The sequence below is a fragment of the Geodermatophilus sp. SYSU D00703 genome (assembly GCF_054050155.1).
In genome coordinates, this window is record NZ_JBJGYU010000021.1 from 1 (window position 1) to 14,581 (window position 14,581).

Below are 14,581 nucleotides of genomic sequence, written 5' to 3' on the forward strand. Positions count from 1 at the left end.
CGTCTTCCGGGGGCCGGACACGTGGTCGCCCGAGGTCGACGTCGCCGAGCCCAGCAACTGGTTCACCGGGGCGCTGCTGTGGCTGGGGCGCGCCGTGGGGGGGGGGGGGGCCCCCCCCCCCCACCCAGCAACCCGTCCCGGCCGCCGAGACGACCACGACCCCCGGCCGGGTCAGACGATGCGCACGTCGACGTGCACCTCCTCGGGAGCGGTGTGGGTCATCGCGATGACCAGGTCGACGGCCATCTCCTCGAGGTCGTCGACACCGTCGGCCTGGGTGGTGCCGACACCCGGGACGTCGATCACCCAGTGGTCGCCCTCGCAGATCGCGGTCGCGGTGTAGTCGGCCATCCGTCCTCCAGGTGGGGTCATCGGCGGGATGCCGCTGAGGGAACGCCACCTGGATCCTGCCCGCCTCGGCAGCGGGTGGAGTCGGTTCGGAGCCGCCGGCCGAGCGCGGGGTGCGGCCGGGACGGGCGCGGACCGGCGCGCCCGTCCCGGGACCGCGGCGTCAGCGGGCGGGTGACCAGGACAGCGGCGCGCGGACCGGGGAGGTGTTGAATCCCGGCAGGACCAGGTGGCCGCCGTCGACGGGCAGCGCGACGCCGGTCATGTCGGCCGCGTCGTCCGAGGCCAGGAACACGACGGCCCGGCTGATCGTCTCGGGGGTCAGCATGCCCAGGCCGGCGAGCGCGTGCCAGTTGCGGGCGCTCTCCGCGCGGTCCTCCGGAGTGCCGCCCGGGTGGCCGGCCATCATGTCGTAGGACCCCTGCCAGTCGTTCATCTTCGTGTCGACGAACCCGGGGCAGACCGCGTTGCACCGCACGCCGTACGGCGCCATCTCGACGGCGAGGCTCTTCATCAGCCCGATGACGCCGTGCTTGGCCGCGGTGTAGTGCGCGAAGCCGGGGCCGGCCTCGAGCCCGTTGATCGACGCGGTCAGGACCACCGATCCGCTCCCCTGGGCCAGCAGGTGGGGCGCGGCCGCCTTCACCGTCCGCCAGGGACCCGACAGGACGACGTCGAGCATCTCGGCCCACTGCTGCTCGGTGATCTCCCACGCCGGGGTGAGCCCCCAGATGCCGGCGTTGGCCACCACGACGTCCAGCCGGCCCAGCTCAGTGACGGCGCGCTCGACGGCGGCGTCGAGATCCTCCTGTCGGCGCACGTCCCCGTGCACGGCGATGGCCCGGCGGTCCAGGGCCTCGACGGCGGCGACCGTCTCCTTGAGGTCCTCCGCCGTCCCCGGGGAGTAGGGCAGCGTCTCCAGGCCGTCCGGGACGTCCAGGCAGACGACGTCGGCGCCCTCGCGGGCCAGCGCGACGGCGTGCGCCCTGCCCTGCCCCCGCGCGGCACCGGTGATGAACGCGACGCGACCTGCCAGTCGACCGCTCATGTTCGCTTCCTCTCGAGTTCGGGCTCTCCGGAGCTGGGTGTGTCCGGCGGTACGACGGATCAGGCCGGGATCGCGGTGGGCTGGAAGGCCAGCAGGCGCCACCGGTCCCCCTCGGCGACCCACACCGCGGCGACCCGGCTGTTGAGCGTCTTCGCCTTCCCGCGCATCTGGATCGAGCCGGACATGGTGCCGCCGACGACCACCACACCGGGCCGGCTGACGACGGCCTCGGTGGTGTGCTCCAGGCTGTGGTAGACGAGCGTTCCGGCGCGCAGGAGCTCCAGGTAGGAGGCCTTGCTGTCGACCGTCGCGTCGGAGTGGGCGTACCGGACGTCGTCGCTGAGCAGCTCGTCGAGGGCGTCGAGGTCGGCGTCGACCATCGCCGCGTAGCGACGGTCCTCGAGGTCGTTGATCTCGCTGGTGGAGAGCGTGTCGGACAGGGTCATCGTTCCTCCATCTGGTCGTCGTTCCGGAGCAGGCGCAGGACCTCGGCCATGTCCCGGTCGGCCAGGCCGGCTCGCCGGGCGTCGTCGAGGACGCGACCGACCGTGGTCGCGACCGGGAGGTCCAGCTGGTGTTCGCGGGCGAGCGCCAGACCCAGCCCGACGTCCTTCTGCAGCAGGGAGACCGGGAAGGCGACGTCGGCGCTCTCCGGCCTCAGGAACGTCTCGCGCTTGTAGGAGACGTAGGGCGCGGCCACGGCGCTGGCCTGCAGGACGTCGTAGAAGACCTCGGGGTCGAGCCCGTCGGCGCGCGCGACGACGAGCGCCTCCGCGACGGCCTGGTTCAAGGACGCCAGCGCGAGGTTGACCGCGAGCTTGGCGGCCGATCCGGAACCCACCGGCCCGGTGTGGAACTGGGCCCGGGTCATCGCGGCGAGGAGGGGCCGCACGGCGGCGAACACCTCCGGCTCCGCGCCGACCATGGCGGTGAGCGTGGCGTCCTCGGCCATGCTGACGCTGCCGGACACCGGGGCGTCGGCGAGTGCGACGCCCGCCGCGTGTGCCTTCTCCGCCAGCGCGCGGACCGGCGCGGCGCCCACGGTCCCCATCACCACGTGCACGTGGGAGGAGCCGCAGTGCGCCACGATCCCGCGCTCGCCGAAGAGCAGGCTCTCGGTGGCCACGGCGTCCGGCAGCATGCTCACCGAGACCTCGGTCCCGGCGAGGCGGGCCGCGTCCTCGACCACCTCCACGCCGGCGTCCGCCAGCTCGGGCGGCACGGCGTCGGCGGAGACCGCGGGGTCGTACCCGACGACCCGGTGACCGGCTGCCGCCAGATGGCGCGCCATGGGACGCCCCATCCGGCCCAGCCCGGCGAAGCCGACCTGCATGACCTGACCTCCTGGACCTCGTGTTCCGTCCCACTGCGGTCAGCGAGACGGGGGACGGACCGCGGACGGGCCGCGCGTCCGCGGAGAGCGACCGGTCCCGGGCACCGCCCGGCCGGCAGCCGGCGGGCTAGCGCTGCAGGCCGGGCGGCGGTTCTCCCGCCCACGCGGCCCCCAGCAGGGCCTCGACGCCGTCGCGGGTGACCGGCCGGGGGTTGCGATAGCTCGACCCGGCCCCCCCGGCGACGGCGAGCTCGGCGATCCGCGGGATGTCGTCCTCGGCCATGCCGAGCTCGGCCAGTGACCGGGGGGCGCCGAGCCGGCCGGCGAGCTCCCACAGCTCCCGGGCCGGGTCGGGGACGCCGCCCAGCGCCCGGGAGAGCGCGGCGACCGCGTCGGGCGCGGCGGGCTGGTTGTAGGCCAGCGCGTGCGGCAGGACGACGGTGTGGGTCTGGGCGTGCGGCAGGTCGAGGGTGCCGCCCAGGGTGTGGCACAGCTTGTGGTGCAGCGACATGGTGGTCGCGGCCAGCACCGCGCCGCACAGCCAGGCCCCGTACTGCGCCTCGCCGCGGGCCTCGAGGTCGGAGCCGTCGGCGACCACCGCCGGCAGTGCGGCGGCCAGCGCCCGGGTGCCCTCCTCGGCCATCAGCGACACGATCGGCGTCGCGTCGGGGGCGTAGAGCCCCTCCACGGCGTGCGCGATGGCGTTGATCCCGCTGGTGGCCGACAGCCCGGCCGGCAGGGTGAGGGTGAGCTCGGGGTCGTAGACGACGCTGCGGGGCAGCACCCGCAGGTCGCGGCCGGTGCGCTTGGCCCCGCCCTCGGTCAGCCCCCACACCGGGGTCATCTCCGACCCGGCGTAGGTGGTCGGCACCGCGATCACCGGCAGGCCGTGCTCGAGCGCGATCGCCTTGCCCAGGCCGACCGCCGAGCCGCCGCCGACGGCCACGCAGCCGTCGGCGCCGAGCTCGCCGGCCAGCTCCCGGGCCCGGGTCGCCACCTCGATCGGCACGTGCATCCGCGCCTCGGGCAGCACCCCGGCGGCGCGGTCGCCGAGGGCGTCGGCGACCTGCTTGCCGGTGTCCTCCTGCTCCGGGGAGCACAGCACCAGCACCCGGGTCAGCCCGAGGGCCGCGACCTCGTCGGGCAGCGAGGCCAGCGAGCCGGGGCCGAAGACCACCCGCATGGGCAGCGCGGAGTACGTGAAGGGCCGGATCACGACGGCGCTCCGCGCACCACGGTCGGCTGTGCCTGGGCCGGCTGCGCGGCCGGTGGCGCCTGGTCGGCGCGCAGCAGCGTCAGGTCGAACGTCAGCGTCCGGAACGGGTTGGCCAGCCCGACCTCGGCCGCCCGCGCGGGGTCGTCGACCTCCGGCACGTCCCGGATCAGGCTCTCCTTCACCCCGAACACCGCGTCGGAGTCCAGATACGGGCTGTCGGCGACGAACACGTGCGTGGTGACCGGCCGGTAGCCCGGGGCGGCGACGATGAAGTGCAGGTGTGCCGGCCGGTTGGGGTGCCGGCCGGTGGCCGCCAGCAGCTGACCGACCGGGCCGTCGTCGGGGATCGGGTAGAAGCGCGGCACCACCGACCGGAACCAGAACCGGCCCTGCTCGTCGGCGGTGAACAGCCCGCGCAGGTTGCCCGGCGGCTGGATGCCGGGCTGCTGGACGTCGTAGAAGCCGTCCTCGTTGGTCTGCCACACGTCCACGCTCGCCCCGGCCAGCGGCTCACCGTCCGGGCCCGTCACCCGCCCCGACACCAGGCACGGGGTGCCTTTGCGGTCGAGGTTGATGTCGTCCCCGAGCTCCCGCCGCGGGGACTCCACCATGTGGAACGGCCCCAGCACCGTCGACTCCGTCGAGGTGCCGCCGGTGCGGTGGTTGATCGTCTCCACCAGCATCGAGACGCCCAGCACGTCGGAGAGCAGGATGAACTCCTGCCGCACCTCGTCGCTCATGTGGCCGGTGCGGGTGAGGAAGTCGATCGCGAACCCCCACTCCTCCTCGGTGAGCTCCACGTCCTTCACGAACGCGTGCAGGTGGTGGACCAGCGAGGTCAGCACCCGCTTCAACCGCGGATCCGGGGTGTCGTCGAAGCTCGCGGCCACCACCTCGGCCGACCGCTCCTCGCTGAACAGTTGCCGGTGGCTCATGCCGTCACCTCGGTGTCCACCAGGAGCTTGCCCCGCGAGGCCCCCTCGGCCATGGGGACCAGGGCGTCCTCCACGGCGTGCTCGAGGGGCACGACCTTCTCGACCAGCAGCGACGCCAGGTCGCGCTGGGCCAGCAGGTCCAGTGCCGCGGGCAGGTTCGTGTCGCACACGTGCGCGACCGTCGTCATCACGTCGATCTCCCGGAGGATGAGGTCCACGGCGTTGAAGGACACCTCTTTCTTGGGCAGGCCGACGAGCAGCACCGTGCCGCCACGCCGGGTGAGCCGCTGGACCCGGGACAGGCCGTCGGCCAGCCCGCTCGCCTCGACCGTGACGTCGGCCAAGGCGGACCCGGTCAGCCCGCGCACGGCCTCCAGCGGGTCGGCTTCCCGGGCGTCGACCGTGTGGGTGGCGCCCAGCCGGGTCGCGACCTCCAACCGGGCGGGGTCCACGTCCACGGCCACCACCGCGCCGGCGCCGGCCGCCACGGCACCGGCGACGACGAAGGAGCCGATCGCGCCGGCGCCGTGCACCACGACGACGTCTCCCTGCCGGATGCGGCTGCGGTCCACGGCGTGGAAGCCGACGGCCAGGGGCTGCGCGAGCGCGGCGTTGTCGTCGGAGACGTGCGGTGCGATCGGGTACAGCATCGCGGCCGGCACGGTGAGGCGTTCGGTGAGGCCGCCGTCGGCGGACAGACCGAAGGTCCAGTAGGACGCGCAGAGGTTTGTCTGCCCGCGCCGGCACCAGTCGCACCGGCCGCACCACACGCCCGCACCGGCGGCCACGCGGTCGCCGACGGCGAACCGGTCGACCGCGGGCCCGGCCTCCTCGACGACGCCGATGAACTCGTGTCCGAGGACGACCGGACCCTGCGCGCCGCTGGCCGGGTGGCGTTTCTCCAGCGGGGTCATCACCGGGCCGGCCGCGAACTCGGTGGCGTCCGTGCCGCACAACCCCGCCCGGACGACCCTCAGCCGCACCTCGCCGGGACCGGGGGGCGGCGGTTCGGGCCGCTCCTCGATGCGGGCGTCCCCGGCGGCGTGCAGGACGAGGGCCTTCACCGCTGGCTCCGGTTCTCGATGTGCACCTTGATGTTCTCGCCGGTCTGGCGGGCGGCGGCGTAGGCGTCGGGAGCCTCGTCCAGCGCGAAGCGGCGGGTGACCATCGGCGACAGGTCGAGCCCCGTGCGGGCAAGGAAGCGCAGCGTCTGCGGCCACACGCCCGGTGAGCCGATGCTGCCGCGGATCTGCAGCTGCTTGGACTGGATGAGGCCCAGCTGCGCCGGCGCGCTGCGGCCGACGTCGATGCCGATGTTGACCAGCCGCGCGTTGAAGCCGGCCACCTCCAACGTCGCGGCCATGGCGGCCGGTTGTCCCGAGGCCTCGAGCACCACGTCAGCGCCCCGCCCCCGGGTCAGCTCCATCACCGTGTCGAGGAAGCCGTCGGCCGTCGGGTCCACGACCTCCTCGGCACCCAGCTGACGGGCCAGATCCGCCCGCGCGGCGTTGGGTTCGGCGGCGATGACCCGGGCGCCCAAGGCGGAGGCGACGGCCACGCAGCTGAGGCCGATCGGGCCGGCGCCGAAGACCACGGCCGTGTCGCTGGCGTTCAGGTTGTCCGCCCGCATGGCCGCGAAGTAGGCGCAGCTGAACGGCTCGACGAGGGCGGCCTGGGTGTCGGTCAGCTGCTCGGGCACGCGGTGCAGCCACTCCGGCCGCGCGACGAAGTACTCGGCCGCGGCACCGGAGATCGAGAAGCCGAAGTGGTCCTCCCCGATGACGCACTCCCCCACCACGCGGTCCCCGGGCTTGAGGTCGGTGACGTCGCGGCCGACCTCGACGATCTCCCCGGCCCACTCGTGGCCCGGGATGATCGGGTAGTCGAACGGGATGATGTAGCGCCCTTCGAGCAGCTCGAAGTCGGAGTGGCAGATGCCGACCGACCGCGAGGCCACGAGGACCTCGTCGTCCTTGATGGCCGGGGTGTCGATCTCCGCGAGCGCCAGCTCGTCGACGTCCTGGAACTGAACGGCCTTCATCGTGTCCTCACCTCGGGATGACCCGCTCCTGGCGGAGCCGGTCGAACAGGTCCAGGAACGAGCGCTCGCTGTCCTGGACGTCGGGGAAGCCGGCCTCCCGGCTCTTGGCCATGTCGGCGTGCGTCTCGACGGTGCGACCGAGGTCGCTGTCGGTGTGCCACCACGGGGCGAGCCGGTCGACGTCCGGCTCGGTCAGGCCCTCACGCTCGGCGATCGCCCGCCAGGTCGCGGGCGCCTCGGTCATCTGCTCGACCAGCGGCGTCGGGTGACCCGGGTAGCGCGCCGGCTCCACCCCGAGGCCCGCCGCCACGACCTCCCACATCCGACGCCAGTGGAAGGTGTCGCCGTTGACGACGTTGAACGCCTCGTTCGCCGCGGTCGGTGACGTGGCAGCCCAGGCGAGGTGCCGGGCCAGCAGCCGTGCGTCGGTGATGTCGGTCGTCCCGTCGTACTGCTCCGGGGACCCCGGGAAGACGAACGGCTGGCCGGTCTCCTTCGCGATCGTGCCGTAGACGGCGAGCGTGACGCCCATGTTCATGGCGTTGCCCAGCGCGAAGCCGATGACGGTGTGCGGCCGGTGCACCGACCAGCGGAAGCCGTACTTCTCGGCGGCGGCGAAGAGGACGTCCTCCTGGTCGTAGTAGAAGTTCTTGTAGTCCAGCCGTGGCTGGCTCTCCCGGAACGGCGGCTTCGCCGGGTTCTGCGCGTACGCCTCGAACGGGCCGAGGTAGTGCTTGAGGCCGGTGACGAGGGCGACGTGCTCGACGGTCCCTACGGCGCCGGTCGCGTCCAGCGTGTGGCGCAGCATGGCCCCGTTGACCTCGATGTTGAGGTCCTCGGTGTCCTGCCGGAGCCACGTGCAGTAGAAGACGTGCGTCGCCCGCACCTGCTCGGCCACCGCGGTGACCGAGGCGGGGTCGAGCGCGTCCCCGGCGACCGGGCGCACGCCGTCGGCCTCGGCGCCGGGACGGCGGGACATGCCGTACACCTCCCAGCCGGTGGCGGCCAGGTGCTCGGCGGTGTTGCGGCCGGTCAGGCCGGTGGCGCCGACGACCAGCGCCCTGCGGTTGCTCATCGGGACCTCGATCTCTCCGCCGCGCGGGAGCGGCTCGTCGTAGATGTGGGCACGGGGCTCACGGGTGACCGTGGGCGCCGCTCTGGAAGAGCTCGAGGGTCACGCCGTTGGGGTCCTTGAAGTAGGCGAAGGCGCACCCCTCGAGCGGCCCCTCGTCGATGGCCAGCGGGGGCGCGAGGAACTCCACGCCCTTGGCCTGCAGGTCCTCGTAGGCCTTCTGCAGGTCCGGGACGTCGATGCACACGTGCGCGCTGCCGACGTCGGCGTTGGACCGGCCGAAGGTCTCCTCGCGCTCGTTGGCGTAGCAGAGCAGCTCGACGACGCAGCTGCCGAAGCGGAGGAACGCGAACTGCAGGTCGGCGTCGGGGACCCCTACCGCCCGCGACAGCTCGGGACCCGAGCCGGTCGCGATGAACTCCCGCTGCACGTCGAAGACCCGCTCGTACCACTGGAGCGACTCCTCCAGGTCCCGGACGGTGATCCCGACGTGGTGCACGTCGCCGAACGAGGTCATGGCAGTGCTTCCCTTCTCTGGGTCAGGAGCCGGCGCGGACGAGCACCTTGAGCTCGTCGCCCTGGGGGTCGATGAGCGTGTCGAAGCCCCGCGGCACGACGTCGTCCAGCGGGATCTGCGCCGTGACGGCCTTGGCCACCGGGTACTGGCCCGTGGCGATGAGCCGGATGATCCGGGGCCAGTCGGTGGTGTTCCAGCACCAGCTGCCGTAGAGCGTCAGGTCCTTCTCCGACAAGGCCATCGCGTCGAGGGTGGCCGGCTTGGTGTGCAGGCCGGTCTGCACGATCGACGCCCGCTTGCGGGTGAGCGTGACGCAGCTGGACAGGCCCGGCGTGCTGCCCGAGCACTCCACGGCCAGGTCGACGCCGTCCCCGCCGGTGAGCTCCCCGACGAGGTCGTCGAGCGCACCGGTGGTGGGGTCGACGACGTGGCCGATGTCGAGCCGCTCCGCCAGGGCGGCCCGGTTCTCGTTGGGCTCGGAGATGATCACCGAGGAGGCGCCGGCGGCGCCGGCGTACATCGCGCTCAGCACGCCGATCGGCCCGGCCCCGGTGACCAGGACGACGTCGCCACCGGTGACCCCGGCCCGCTCCACGCCGTACGCCGCCACGGCGGCCGGTTCCACCACCGCCCCCTCGAGGTCGGACACCTCGTCGGGCAGCCGGGCGACCTGGTACTCCTTGACGACGGCGAGCTCGGCCATCCCCCCGGTCTCGGCGCTCAGTCCGGTGCACGCGAACTGCACGCACAGGTGTCCCTGGCCGCGCCGGCAGTACCGGCACCGTCCGCACACGATCGCGGGCATGATCGCGACGCGGTCACCGGGGCGCACGTCGCGGACGGCGGGGCCGACCTCCACGACGCGCGCGGAGAACTCGTGCCCGAGGGTCTGCGGCAGCGTGACGCCGGTGAGGGGGTGCGGCGACGTGGGGGTGACGATCGGCCCGACCGCGTACTCGTGCAGGTCGGTCCCGCAGATGCCGCAGTAGAGCGGGGCGATGAGCACGTCGTCGGGCTCGCGGACCTGTGCCTCCGCGACGTCCTCCACTCGGATGTCGCCCTTGCCGTGGTAGCGGGCAGCGCGCACGGGGGTGCTCCCTTCTGGATCGGGTGGGTGGCGGGAGAGGTCGCCGTCAGTGGGCGACGCCGCGGCGGGTGCCGCGGATCTGGCTGTAGACGACGGCCGCGACGACGATCAGCCCGCCCTGGAAGATGTACTGCCAGGTCTGGGTGAGGTTCAGGAAGGTCGTGGCGTTCAGCAGCTGGACGATCAGGCCCGCCCCGAGGAGGGTCCCGACGAAGCTGCCCCGACCGCCGAGCAGGCTGGTGCCGCCGAGCACGACGGCGGTGATGCTGCTGAGCGTGTACCCGACCCCCTGGGCCGGGTCGCCGATGCCCAGCTGGGCCAGCAGGATCAGGGCGCCCAGGAAGGTGAACACCGACACCGCCACGTAGGCCAGCACGACGGTCCGGGTGGTGCGGACGCCCAGGCGACGGGCCGACTCCTCGTCGGAGCCGACGGCGCGCAGCCGCAGCCCCCACCCGCTCCGGCGCAGCAGGAACTCCATGGCGAGCGTGGCGACCACGAAGAGGACGAAGGCCACCGGCACCGGACCGACGGTCCAGGTGATCGCGTCGGTCACGGAGCGGGCGATCAGGCCGCCGGGTTCGTCCCGCAGCAGGAAGCTGAACCCCTGCAGGGCGATGTAGGTGGCCAGCGTCGCTGCGACGGCGGTGAACCTGCCGAAGCGGATCAGGGAGCCGTTCACCAGCCCGGTGGCCGCGGCGAGCAGCAGCATGAGGACCAGGCCCAGCAGCATGGTGCCGCCGGACGACCCGTCGACCAGGAAGAAGGACCCGACGACGACGAGGAAGCCGGCCAGCGGCCCCACCGACAGGTCGATGCCGCCGGTCATCAAGGCGATCGTCTGGCCCATGGCGATGAAGCCCAGGGCCGTGCACAACAACATCACCGAGGTGACGTTGAACGGGAAGAAGTACCGGTCGTTCTGCGAGTAGATGTAGGCGGCCAGGGTCAGCATCACCGCGGCCAGGATGACGACGGGGGCGTAGTCCCCCTCGAGCCGCCGGCGCAGCGCGGAGCTCTTCGGGGTCCGTGCCCGCTGCTCCGCCTGCTCCTTCTTCAGCGTCGTGGAGGACACGGCCGCGTGGACCATCCGCTCCTCGGTGACCTCGTCGCCGCTGAGCGTGGCCACCACGTGCCCGCGGGACATGACGATCACGCGGTCGCACAGCCCCTCGAGCTCCTTGGCGTCGGACGAGGCGACGACGACCGGGACGCCGCCGGCGGAGACCTCCCGGAGGATGCGGTAGATCTCCGCCCGGGCTCCCACGTCGACGCCCTGCGTGGGCTCGTCCGCCAGGAGGATCGCCGGCCGGGACAGCAGCGCCCGCGCCATGACGACCTTCTGCTGGTTGCCGCCGGAGAGCGCGGTGACCGGCGACTCCATCGAGCGGGCCTTGACGTTCAGCTCGCCCAGTTCGGCACCGACGACCTCGACCTCGCGGCGCCGGCTGACCAGCCGGCCGACGCGCAGCCGGTCGAGCGCGGCGACCGCCGCGTTCTCCCGGACCGACATCGTCATCATGAGGCCCTCGTGGTGACGGTCCCCGGGCATGTAGGCGGAGGAGTTGTGCAGCTGGCGCGGGGAGAAGTCCCGGTCGCCGATGCGGACGGTGCCGGTGGACTTCGCCAGGCCGGCCAGGGCCCGCAGCAGTTCGGCCTGGCCGTTGCCGACGACGCCGGCCACCCCGATGATCTCGCCCCGGTGGGCGGTGAACGAGACGTCGGAGAACCCGTCCCCGGAGAGGCCCTCGACCACGAGGGCGGGCGGCCCGTCCGCCTCGACCGGGTGCTTGGGCGGGAAGGTGTACTCCAGCTGGCGCCCGACGATCATGGCGAGGAGCTCGTCGTCGGTGACGTCGTCGACGACCACCGTGCCGCGCTTGCGCCCGTCCCGCAGGACGGTGACGCGGTCGGCGAGCTCCCGCACCTCCGCCATCCGGTGGGTGATGTAGACGATCGCCGTCCCCTCCCGGGCGGCCGAGCGGACCCGGTCGAAGAGCAGGTCCACCGAGTCCTGGCCGAGCGGGGCCGTCGGCTCGTCCAGGATCAGCAGCTTCGGCCGCAGGGCCAGCGCCTTGGCGAGCTCGAGCAGGTGCTTCTGGGCCACGGTGAGTCCGTTGACCCGGTCCTCGAGGTGGACGGTCAGTCCGACGTCGTCGAGCAGCCGGCGCATCGACGCCGTCGTGCCGCCGGCGAACTCGAGGAACTCGCCGGGGACGGCGACGAGGATGTTCTCCGCCACGGTCATGTCCGGCAGCACTGCCGGGTGCTGGTGCACGATCGCGATGCCGAGCCGGCCGGCCAGCGCCGGTGTCAGGTGGTCGACCACCTCGCCGAGGACCTCGATGGTGCCGGTGTCGGGCTTGGTGGTGCCGGACGCCACCCCCATCAGGGTCGACTTGCCCGCACCGTTCTCCCCGAGGAGGGCGTGGACCTCGCCGGGCAGCACCTCGAGCGACACGTCGGTCAGCGCGGCCACCGCGCCGTAGTTCTTGGAGATCCCGGACAGGGAGATCGTCGGGCGCCCGCCGACGACGACCGGGGTCTGCTGGGTCTGCTCTGTCACCACGTCGTCCTTCCGCCTGCGCGAGGGAGGAGGTTCGGGTCGGGGGGTGCGCCGGTCGCCGCGGGTCGGCGACGGCCGGCGCACCGTCCGCCGGTCGTCAGTCGTTGAGGAGTGCTGCCTGGTCCTCGCCGGACATCTCCGCGGAGAGGTAGACGTCGTCGGGCAGGTTCGGGTCGCACGTCACCGGGTTGGGGTCGCTGGTGACCGAGTTCTCGAACGCGCTCGACGGGTAGACGTCCTCCGCCGGGACCTCACCGCCGGTCGCCCGGGCCACGGCGTGCTGGATCGCCAGCCGCGCGTGGTCGTTCTGCGTCGACACCGTGAACAGCTGGAAGTCCGGGTTGTCGGCCTTGCTGTCCTCGTAGAAGCACGCGAGGGCGTTGCCGTCAGACGTCGCGATGGCCGGGATGGAGCGGCCGCTCTGCTCGAAGACGGGCAGCGCGCCGACCAGCGAGGGGCCGAAGTCCGAGACGATGACGTCGATCTCGGGGTTCTGGGCGATGGCGGCGGTCAGCACCTGCTGGGTCTCGGCGGGATCCCAGTTGGTGACCTCGAACGGTTGCTCCCCGACGAACGTGTACTTCCCCGTCGGGTCGAGGACCTCGTGCAGGCCCTCCGCCTCGTCGAGGCCCTGGCTGTTGCCGGGAGGACCGCTCAGGAAGAGGACGTTGCCGCCGTCGGGCAGGGTCTCGGTGATCCACTGACCCCACAGCCGGCCGGCCTCGGCGAAGTCGGTGCCGATGAAGACGTCGTAGTCCTCGCCCGCCTCGCCGCCCGGGGACACCCGGTAGGGCACGGTCACCACACCGGCGCCGTACGCGCTGCGCAGGGCGGGGAGGATCGCCTCGCCGGCGTCCGGGAAGACGACGAGCGCGTCGACGCCCTTCGCGACCATGCCCTGGATGTCGGCGATGGCCTTCTGGGTGTTGCCCTGGCCGTCCGCGTACTCCAGCGAGGTCACGCTCGGGCACTTGGCGGCCTCGTCACGAGCCGAAGCGGTGGTCACCAGGCGCCAGCTGTTGCCGCCGAAGCCGTCGGTCATGCCGAGGACGATCTCGTCGGGGCCACACCACGACGGGACGTCGCCGTTGGCGGCCGCGCCGCCCGCCGACGTCCCACCGTCGTCGCCGCCGCCACCGCACGCCGCGAGGGTGAAGACCCCTGCGCTGCCGAGCGCCAGGAGCTTGGTGCGGACCGTGGATCGGGTCATGGGTCGAGTCCCTTCTCAGTTCTGCCGGACGTTGGACGGGTGCGCGGGTCAGGTGGCGGTGCGGGGGGTCGGTGAGGACCGGGAGAACCTGGCGCGGAGGTCCCGCCAGTTGACGCTGTAGAGCGCGACGCCGACCGTCAGGGCCGCGGCCTCGACGAGGGTGCGGATGGCGAAGGAGACCCCGAGGGCGAGCACGAACTGGTCGAGCTGGCTGAGGAACAGCGCGGCGACGGCCGTGGCCACGAGGTAGCCGCGACCACCGAGCAGGGAGGTGCCGCCCAGGACCACCGCGGCGACCGAGGGCAGGAGGTAGGCGTCGCCCTGGAAGGCGGTCGGCTGGGCGATGATCCCGGCGAGCAGGACGCCGGCGAGCCAGTAGAGGACCTGGGCCCACACGTAGGCGGCGGCGCGGTGCCGGGTCACCGGCAGCGCAGTGGCGAACGCGGCGTCCGGGTTGGCCCCGACGGCCTCGAAGCGCCGTCCGGCCATGGTCATCTTGACCACGACGGCGGCCACGGCCACCACGACGACGGCCACGTACACCGAGTTCGGGATGCCCCACGTCAGGCCACCGGCGACCTCGCGCAGCAGGTCGGTCGTGCGGCGCGGTGAGCCTCCGGAGATCCCCAGGACCCCGGCGTACAGGAGGGCGTTCATGCCGAGCGTCGCGACGATCGGGTTGAGCCCGAGGCGGCCGATGAGCACGCCGTTGCCGATCCCGGCCACGACGGCCACGACCAGACCGAAGGCGAGCGCCGGCAGCAGCTTGCTGTCGTCGCCGTTCGGTTGGTGGGTGGTGATGACGACGGCCAGCGAGATGGCGCCGGGGACCGACAGGTCGATCCCGCCCTGCTGCACCACCAGGGTCTGACCGACGGCGGCGACGGCCAGCACCGCCGCGAACGGCAGCATGCCGAGCAGTGCCCCGCGGCTGATGCTCGTCGGCGCGATGAGGGCGCTGGCCACGAACAGCGCCACGACCGCGAGGGTGATGGTGATCAACCCGCGGGAGACGGCGATGCGGGGCCCGGCCTGGATGGCGGGGCGCGGTGGTGCGTCGAGGGTCATGGCCTCGGCCTCCTCCGGTGGTGTGGGCCTGCCGGACGACGTGACCGGCGTCACGCAGTGATGTGGGACCGTACAGACGGATGTCAGTGTTCACAAGCACTTCACAAAAGTTCCTCAAGGGCGCATGCTGGCACCTCGTC

14 protein-coding genes are annotated in these 14,581 nt (G+C 72.9%); all 14 read right to left on the reverse strand.

Annotation, left to right across the window (positions count from 1 at the left end; all coding sequences use genetic code 11):
• Nucleotides 1-171: 171 nt before the first annotated feature.
• The 14 genes from ACI782_RS17990 to ACI782_RS18055 all read right to left on the reverse strand — a co-directional run bounded on the left by ACI782_RS17990 (nucleotide 172) and on the right by ACI782_RS18055 (nucleotide 14,441).
• The gene (locus ACI782_RS17990) at nucleotides 172-351 is read right to left on the reverse strand and encodes a hypothetical protein (protein WP_456911441.1); all 180 of its coding nucleotides are present in this window, start codon (nucleotides 349-351) and stop codon (nucleotides 172-174) included.
• A 160-nt stretch (nucleotides 352-511) separates the two neighbouring features.
• Nucleotides 512-1,396 (reverse strand): mycofactocin-coupled SDR family oxidoreductase, encoded by an 885-nt coding sequence (locus ACI782_RS17995; protein ID WP_456911442.1) that lies wholly within the window; start codon nucleotides 1,394-1,396, stop codon nucleotides 512-514.
• Nucleotides 1,397-1,455: 59 nt separating this feature from the next.
• Entirely contained in the window at nucleotides 1,456-1,842 is a 387-nt protein-coding gene (locus ACI782_RS18000; protein WP_456911443.1) for a nuclear transport factor 2 family protein, read from the reverse strand.
• On the reverse strand, nucleotides 1,839-2,729 hold the full coding sequence (locus ACI782_RS18005; RefSeq protein ID WP_456911444.1) for an NAD(P)-dependent oxidoreductase: 891 nt from the start codon (nucleotides 2,727-2,729) through the stop codon (nucleotides 1,839-1,841). The genes ACI782_RS18000 and ACI782_RS18005 overlap by 4 nt, the downstream gene beginning before the upstream one ends.
• A gap of 127 nt (nucleotides 2,730-2,856) precedes the next feature.
• Nucleotides 2,857-3,945: a maleylacetate reductase gene (locus tag ACI782_RS18010; RefSeq protein WP_456911445.1), complete on the reverse strand. Its 1,089-nt coding sequence runs from the start codon at nucleotides 3,943-3,945 to the stop codon at nucleotides 2,857-2,859.
• The gene (locus ACI782_RS18015; RefSeq protein WP_456911446.1) at nucleotides 3,942-4,880 is read right to left on the reverse strand and encodes an intradiol ring-cleavage dioxygenase; all 939 of its coding nucleotides are present in this window, start codon (nucleotides 4,878-4,880) and stop codon (nucleotides 3,942-3,944) included. Before ACI782_RS18015 ends, ACI782_RS18010 begins: the two co-directional genes overlap by 4 nt.
• The gene (locus ACI782_RS18020; RefSeq protein ID WP_456911447.1) at nucleotides 4,877-5,944 is read right to left on the reverse strand and encodes a zinc-dependent alcohol dehydrogenase; all 1,068 of its coding nucleotides are present in this window, start codon (nucleotides 5,942-5,944) and stop codon (nucleotides 4,877-4,879) included. The genes ACI782_RS18015 and ACI782_RS18020 overlap by 4 nt, the downstream gene beginning before the upstream one ends.
• Complete coding sequence (locus tag ACI782_RS18025) at nucleotides 5,941-6,921, reverse strand: zinc-dependent alcohol dehydrogenase (protein WP_456911448.1); 981 nt, start codon at nucleotides 6,919-6,921, stop codon at nucleotides 5,941-5,943. Before ACI782_RS18025 ends, ACI782_RS18020 begins: the two co-directional genes overlap by 4 nt.
• 7 nt (nucleotides 6,922-6,928) lie before the next feature.
• On the reverse strand, nucleotides 6,929-7,996 hold the full coding sequence (locus ACI782_RS18030) for an SDR family oxidoreductase (protein ID WP_456911449.1): 1,068 nt from the start codon (nucleotides 7,994-7,996) through the stop codon (nucleotides 6,929-6,931).
• 58 nt (nucleotides 7,997-8,054) lie between these two features.
• Nucleotides 8,055-8,510, reverse strand: a complete 456-nt coding sequence (locus tag ACI782_RS18035) for a VOC family protein (RefSeq protein WP_456911450.1) — start codon at nucleotides 8,508-8,510, stop codon at nucleotides 8,055-8,057.
• 22 nt (nucleotides 8,511-8,532) lie between these two features.
• On the reverse strand, nucleotides 8,533-9,597 hold the full coding sequence (locus ACI782_RS18040) for an alcohol dehydrogenase catalytic domain-containing protein (RefSeq protein WP_456911451.1): 1,065 nt from the start codon (nucleotides 9,595-9,597) through the stop codon (nucleotides 8,533-8,535).
• 46 nt (nucleotides 9,598-9,643) lie between these two features.
• Nucleotides 9,644-12,163, reverse strand: a complete 2,520-nt coding sequence (locus ACI782_RS18045; RefSeq protein WP_456911452.1) for an ATP-binding cassette domain-containing protein — start codon at nucleotides 12,161-12,163, stop codon at nucleotides 9,644-9,646.
• 97 nt (nucleotides 12,164-12,260) lie between these two features.
• Entirely contained in the window at nucleotides 12,261-13,373 is a 1,113-nt protein-coding gene (locus ACI782_RS18050; protein ID WP_456911453.1) for a substrate-binding domain-containing protein, read from the reverse strand.
• Nucleotides 13,374-13,421: 48 nt separating this feature from the next.
• On the reverse strand, nucleotides 13,422-14,441 hold the full coding sequence (locus tag ACI782_RS18055; RefSeq protein WP_456911454.1) for an ABC transporter permease: 1,020 nt from the start codon (nucleotides 14,439-14,441) through the stop codon (nucleotides 13,422-13,424).
• Nucleotides 14,442-14,581 lie beyond the last annotated feature (140 nt).

Bases quoted from the DNA above. Each gene is read 5' to 3' on its own strand.
- ACI782_RS18035 (WP_456911450.1), bottom strand. From the start codon at position 8,510: ATGACCTCGTTCGGCGACGTGCACCACGTCGGGATCACCGTCCGGGAC.
- ACI782_RS18025 (WP_456911448.1), bottom strand. From the start codon at position 6,921: ATGAAGGCCGTTCAGTTCCAGGACGTCGACGAGCTGGCGCTCGCGGAG.
- ACI782_RS18015 (WP_456911446.1), bottom strand. From the start codon at position 4,880: ATGAGCCACCGGCAACTGTTCAGCGAGGAGCGGTCGGCCGAGGTGGTG.
- ACI782_RS17990 (WP_456911441.1), bottom strand. From the start codon at position 351: ATGGCCGACTACACCGCGACCGCGATCTGCGAGGGCGACCACTGGGTG.
- ACI782_RS17995 (WP_456911442.1), bottom strand. From the start codon at position 1,396: ATGAGCGGTCGACTGGCAGGTCGCGTCGCGTTCATCACCGGTGCCGCG.
- ACI782_RS18055 (WP_456911454.1), bottom strand. From the start codon at position 14,441: ATGACCCTCGACGCACCACCGCGCCCCGCCATCCAGGCCGGGCCCCGC.
- ACI782_RS18030 (WP_456911449.1), bottom strand. From the start codon at position 7,996: ATGAGCAACCGCAGGGCGCTGGTCGTCGGCGCCACCGGCCTGACCGGC.
- ACI782_RS18050 (WP_456911453.1), bottom strand. From the start codon at position 13,373: ATGACCCGATCCACGGTCCGCACCAAGCTCCTGGCGCTCGGCAGCGCA.
- ACI782_RS18000 (WP_456911443.1), bottom strand. From the start codon at position 1,842: ATGACCCTGTCCGACACGCTCTCCACCAGCGAGATCAACGACCTCGAG.
- ACI782_RS18005 (WP_456911444.1), bottom strand. From the start codon at position 2,729: ATGCAGGTCGGCTTCGCCGGGCTGGGCCGGATGGGGCGTCCCATGGCG.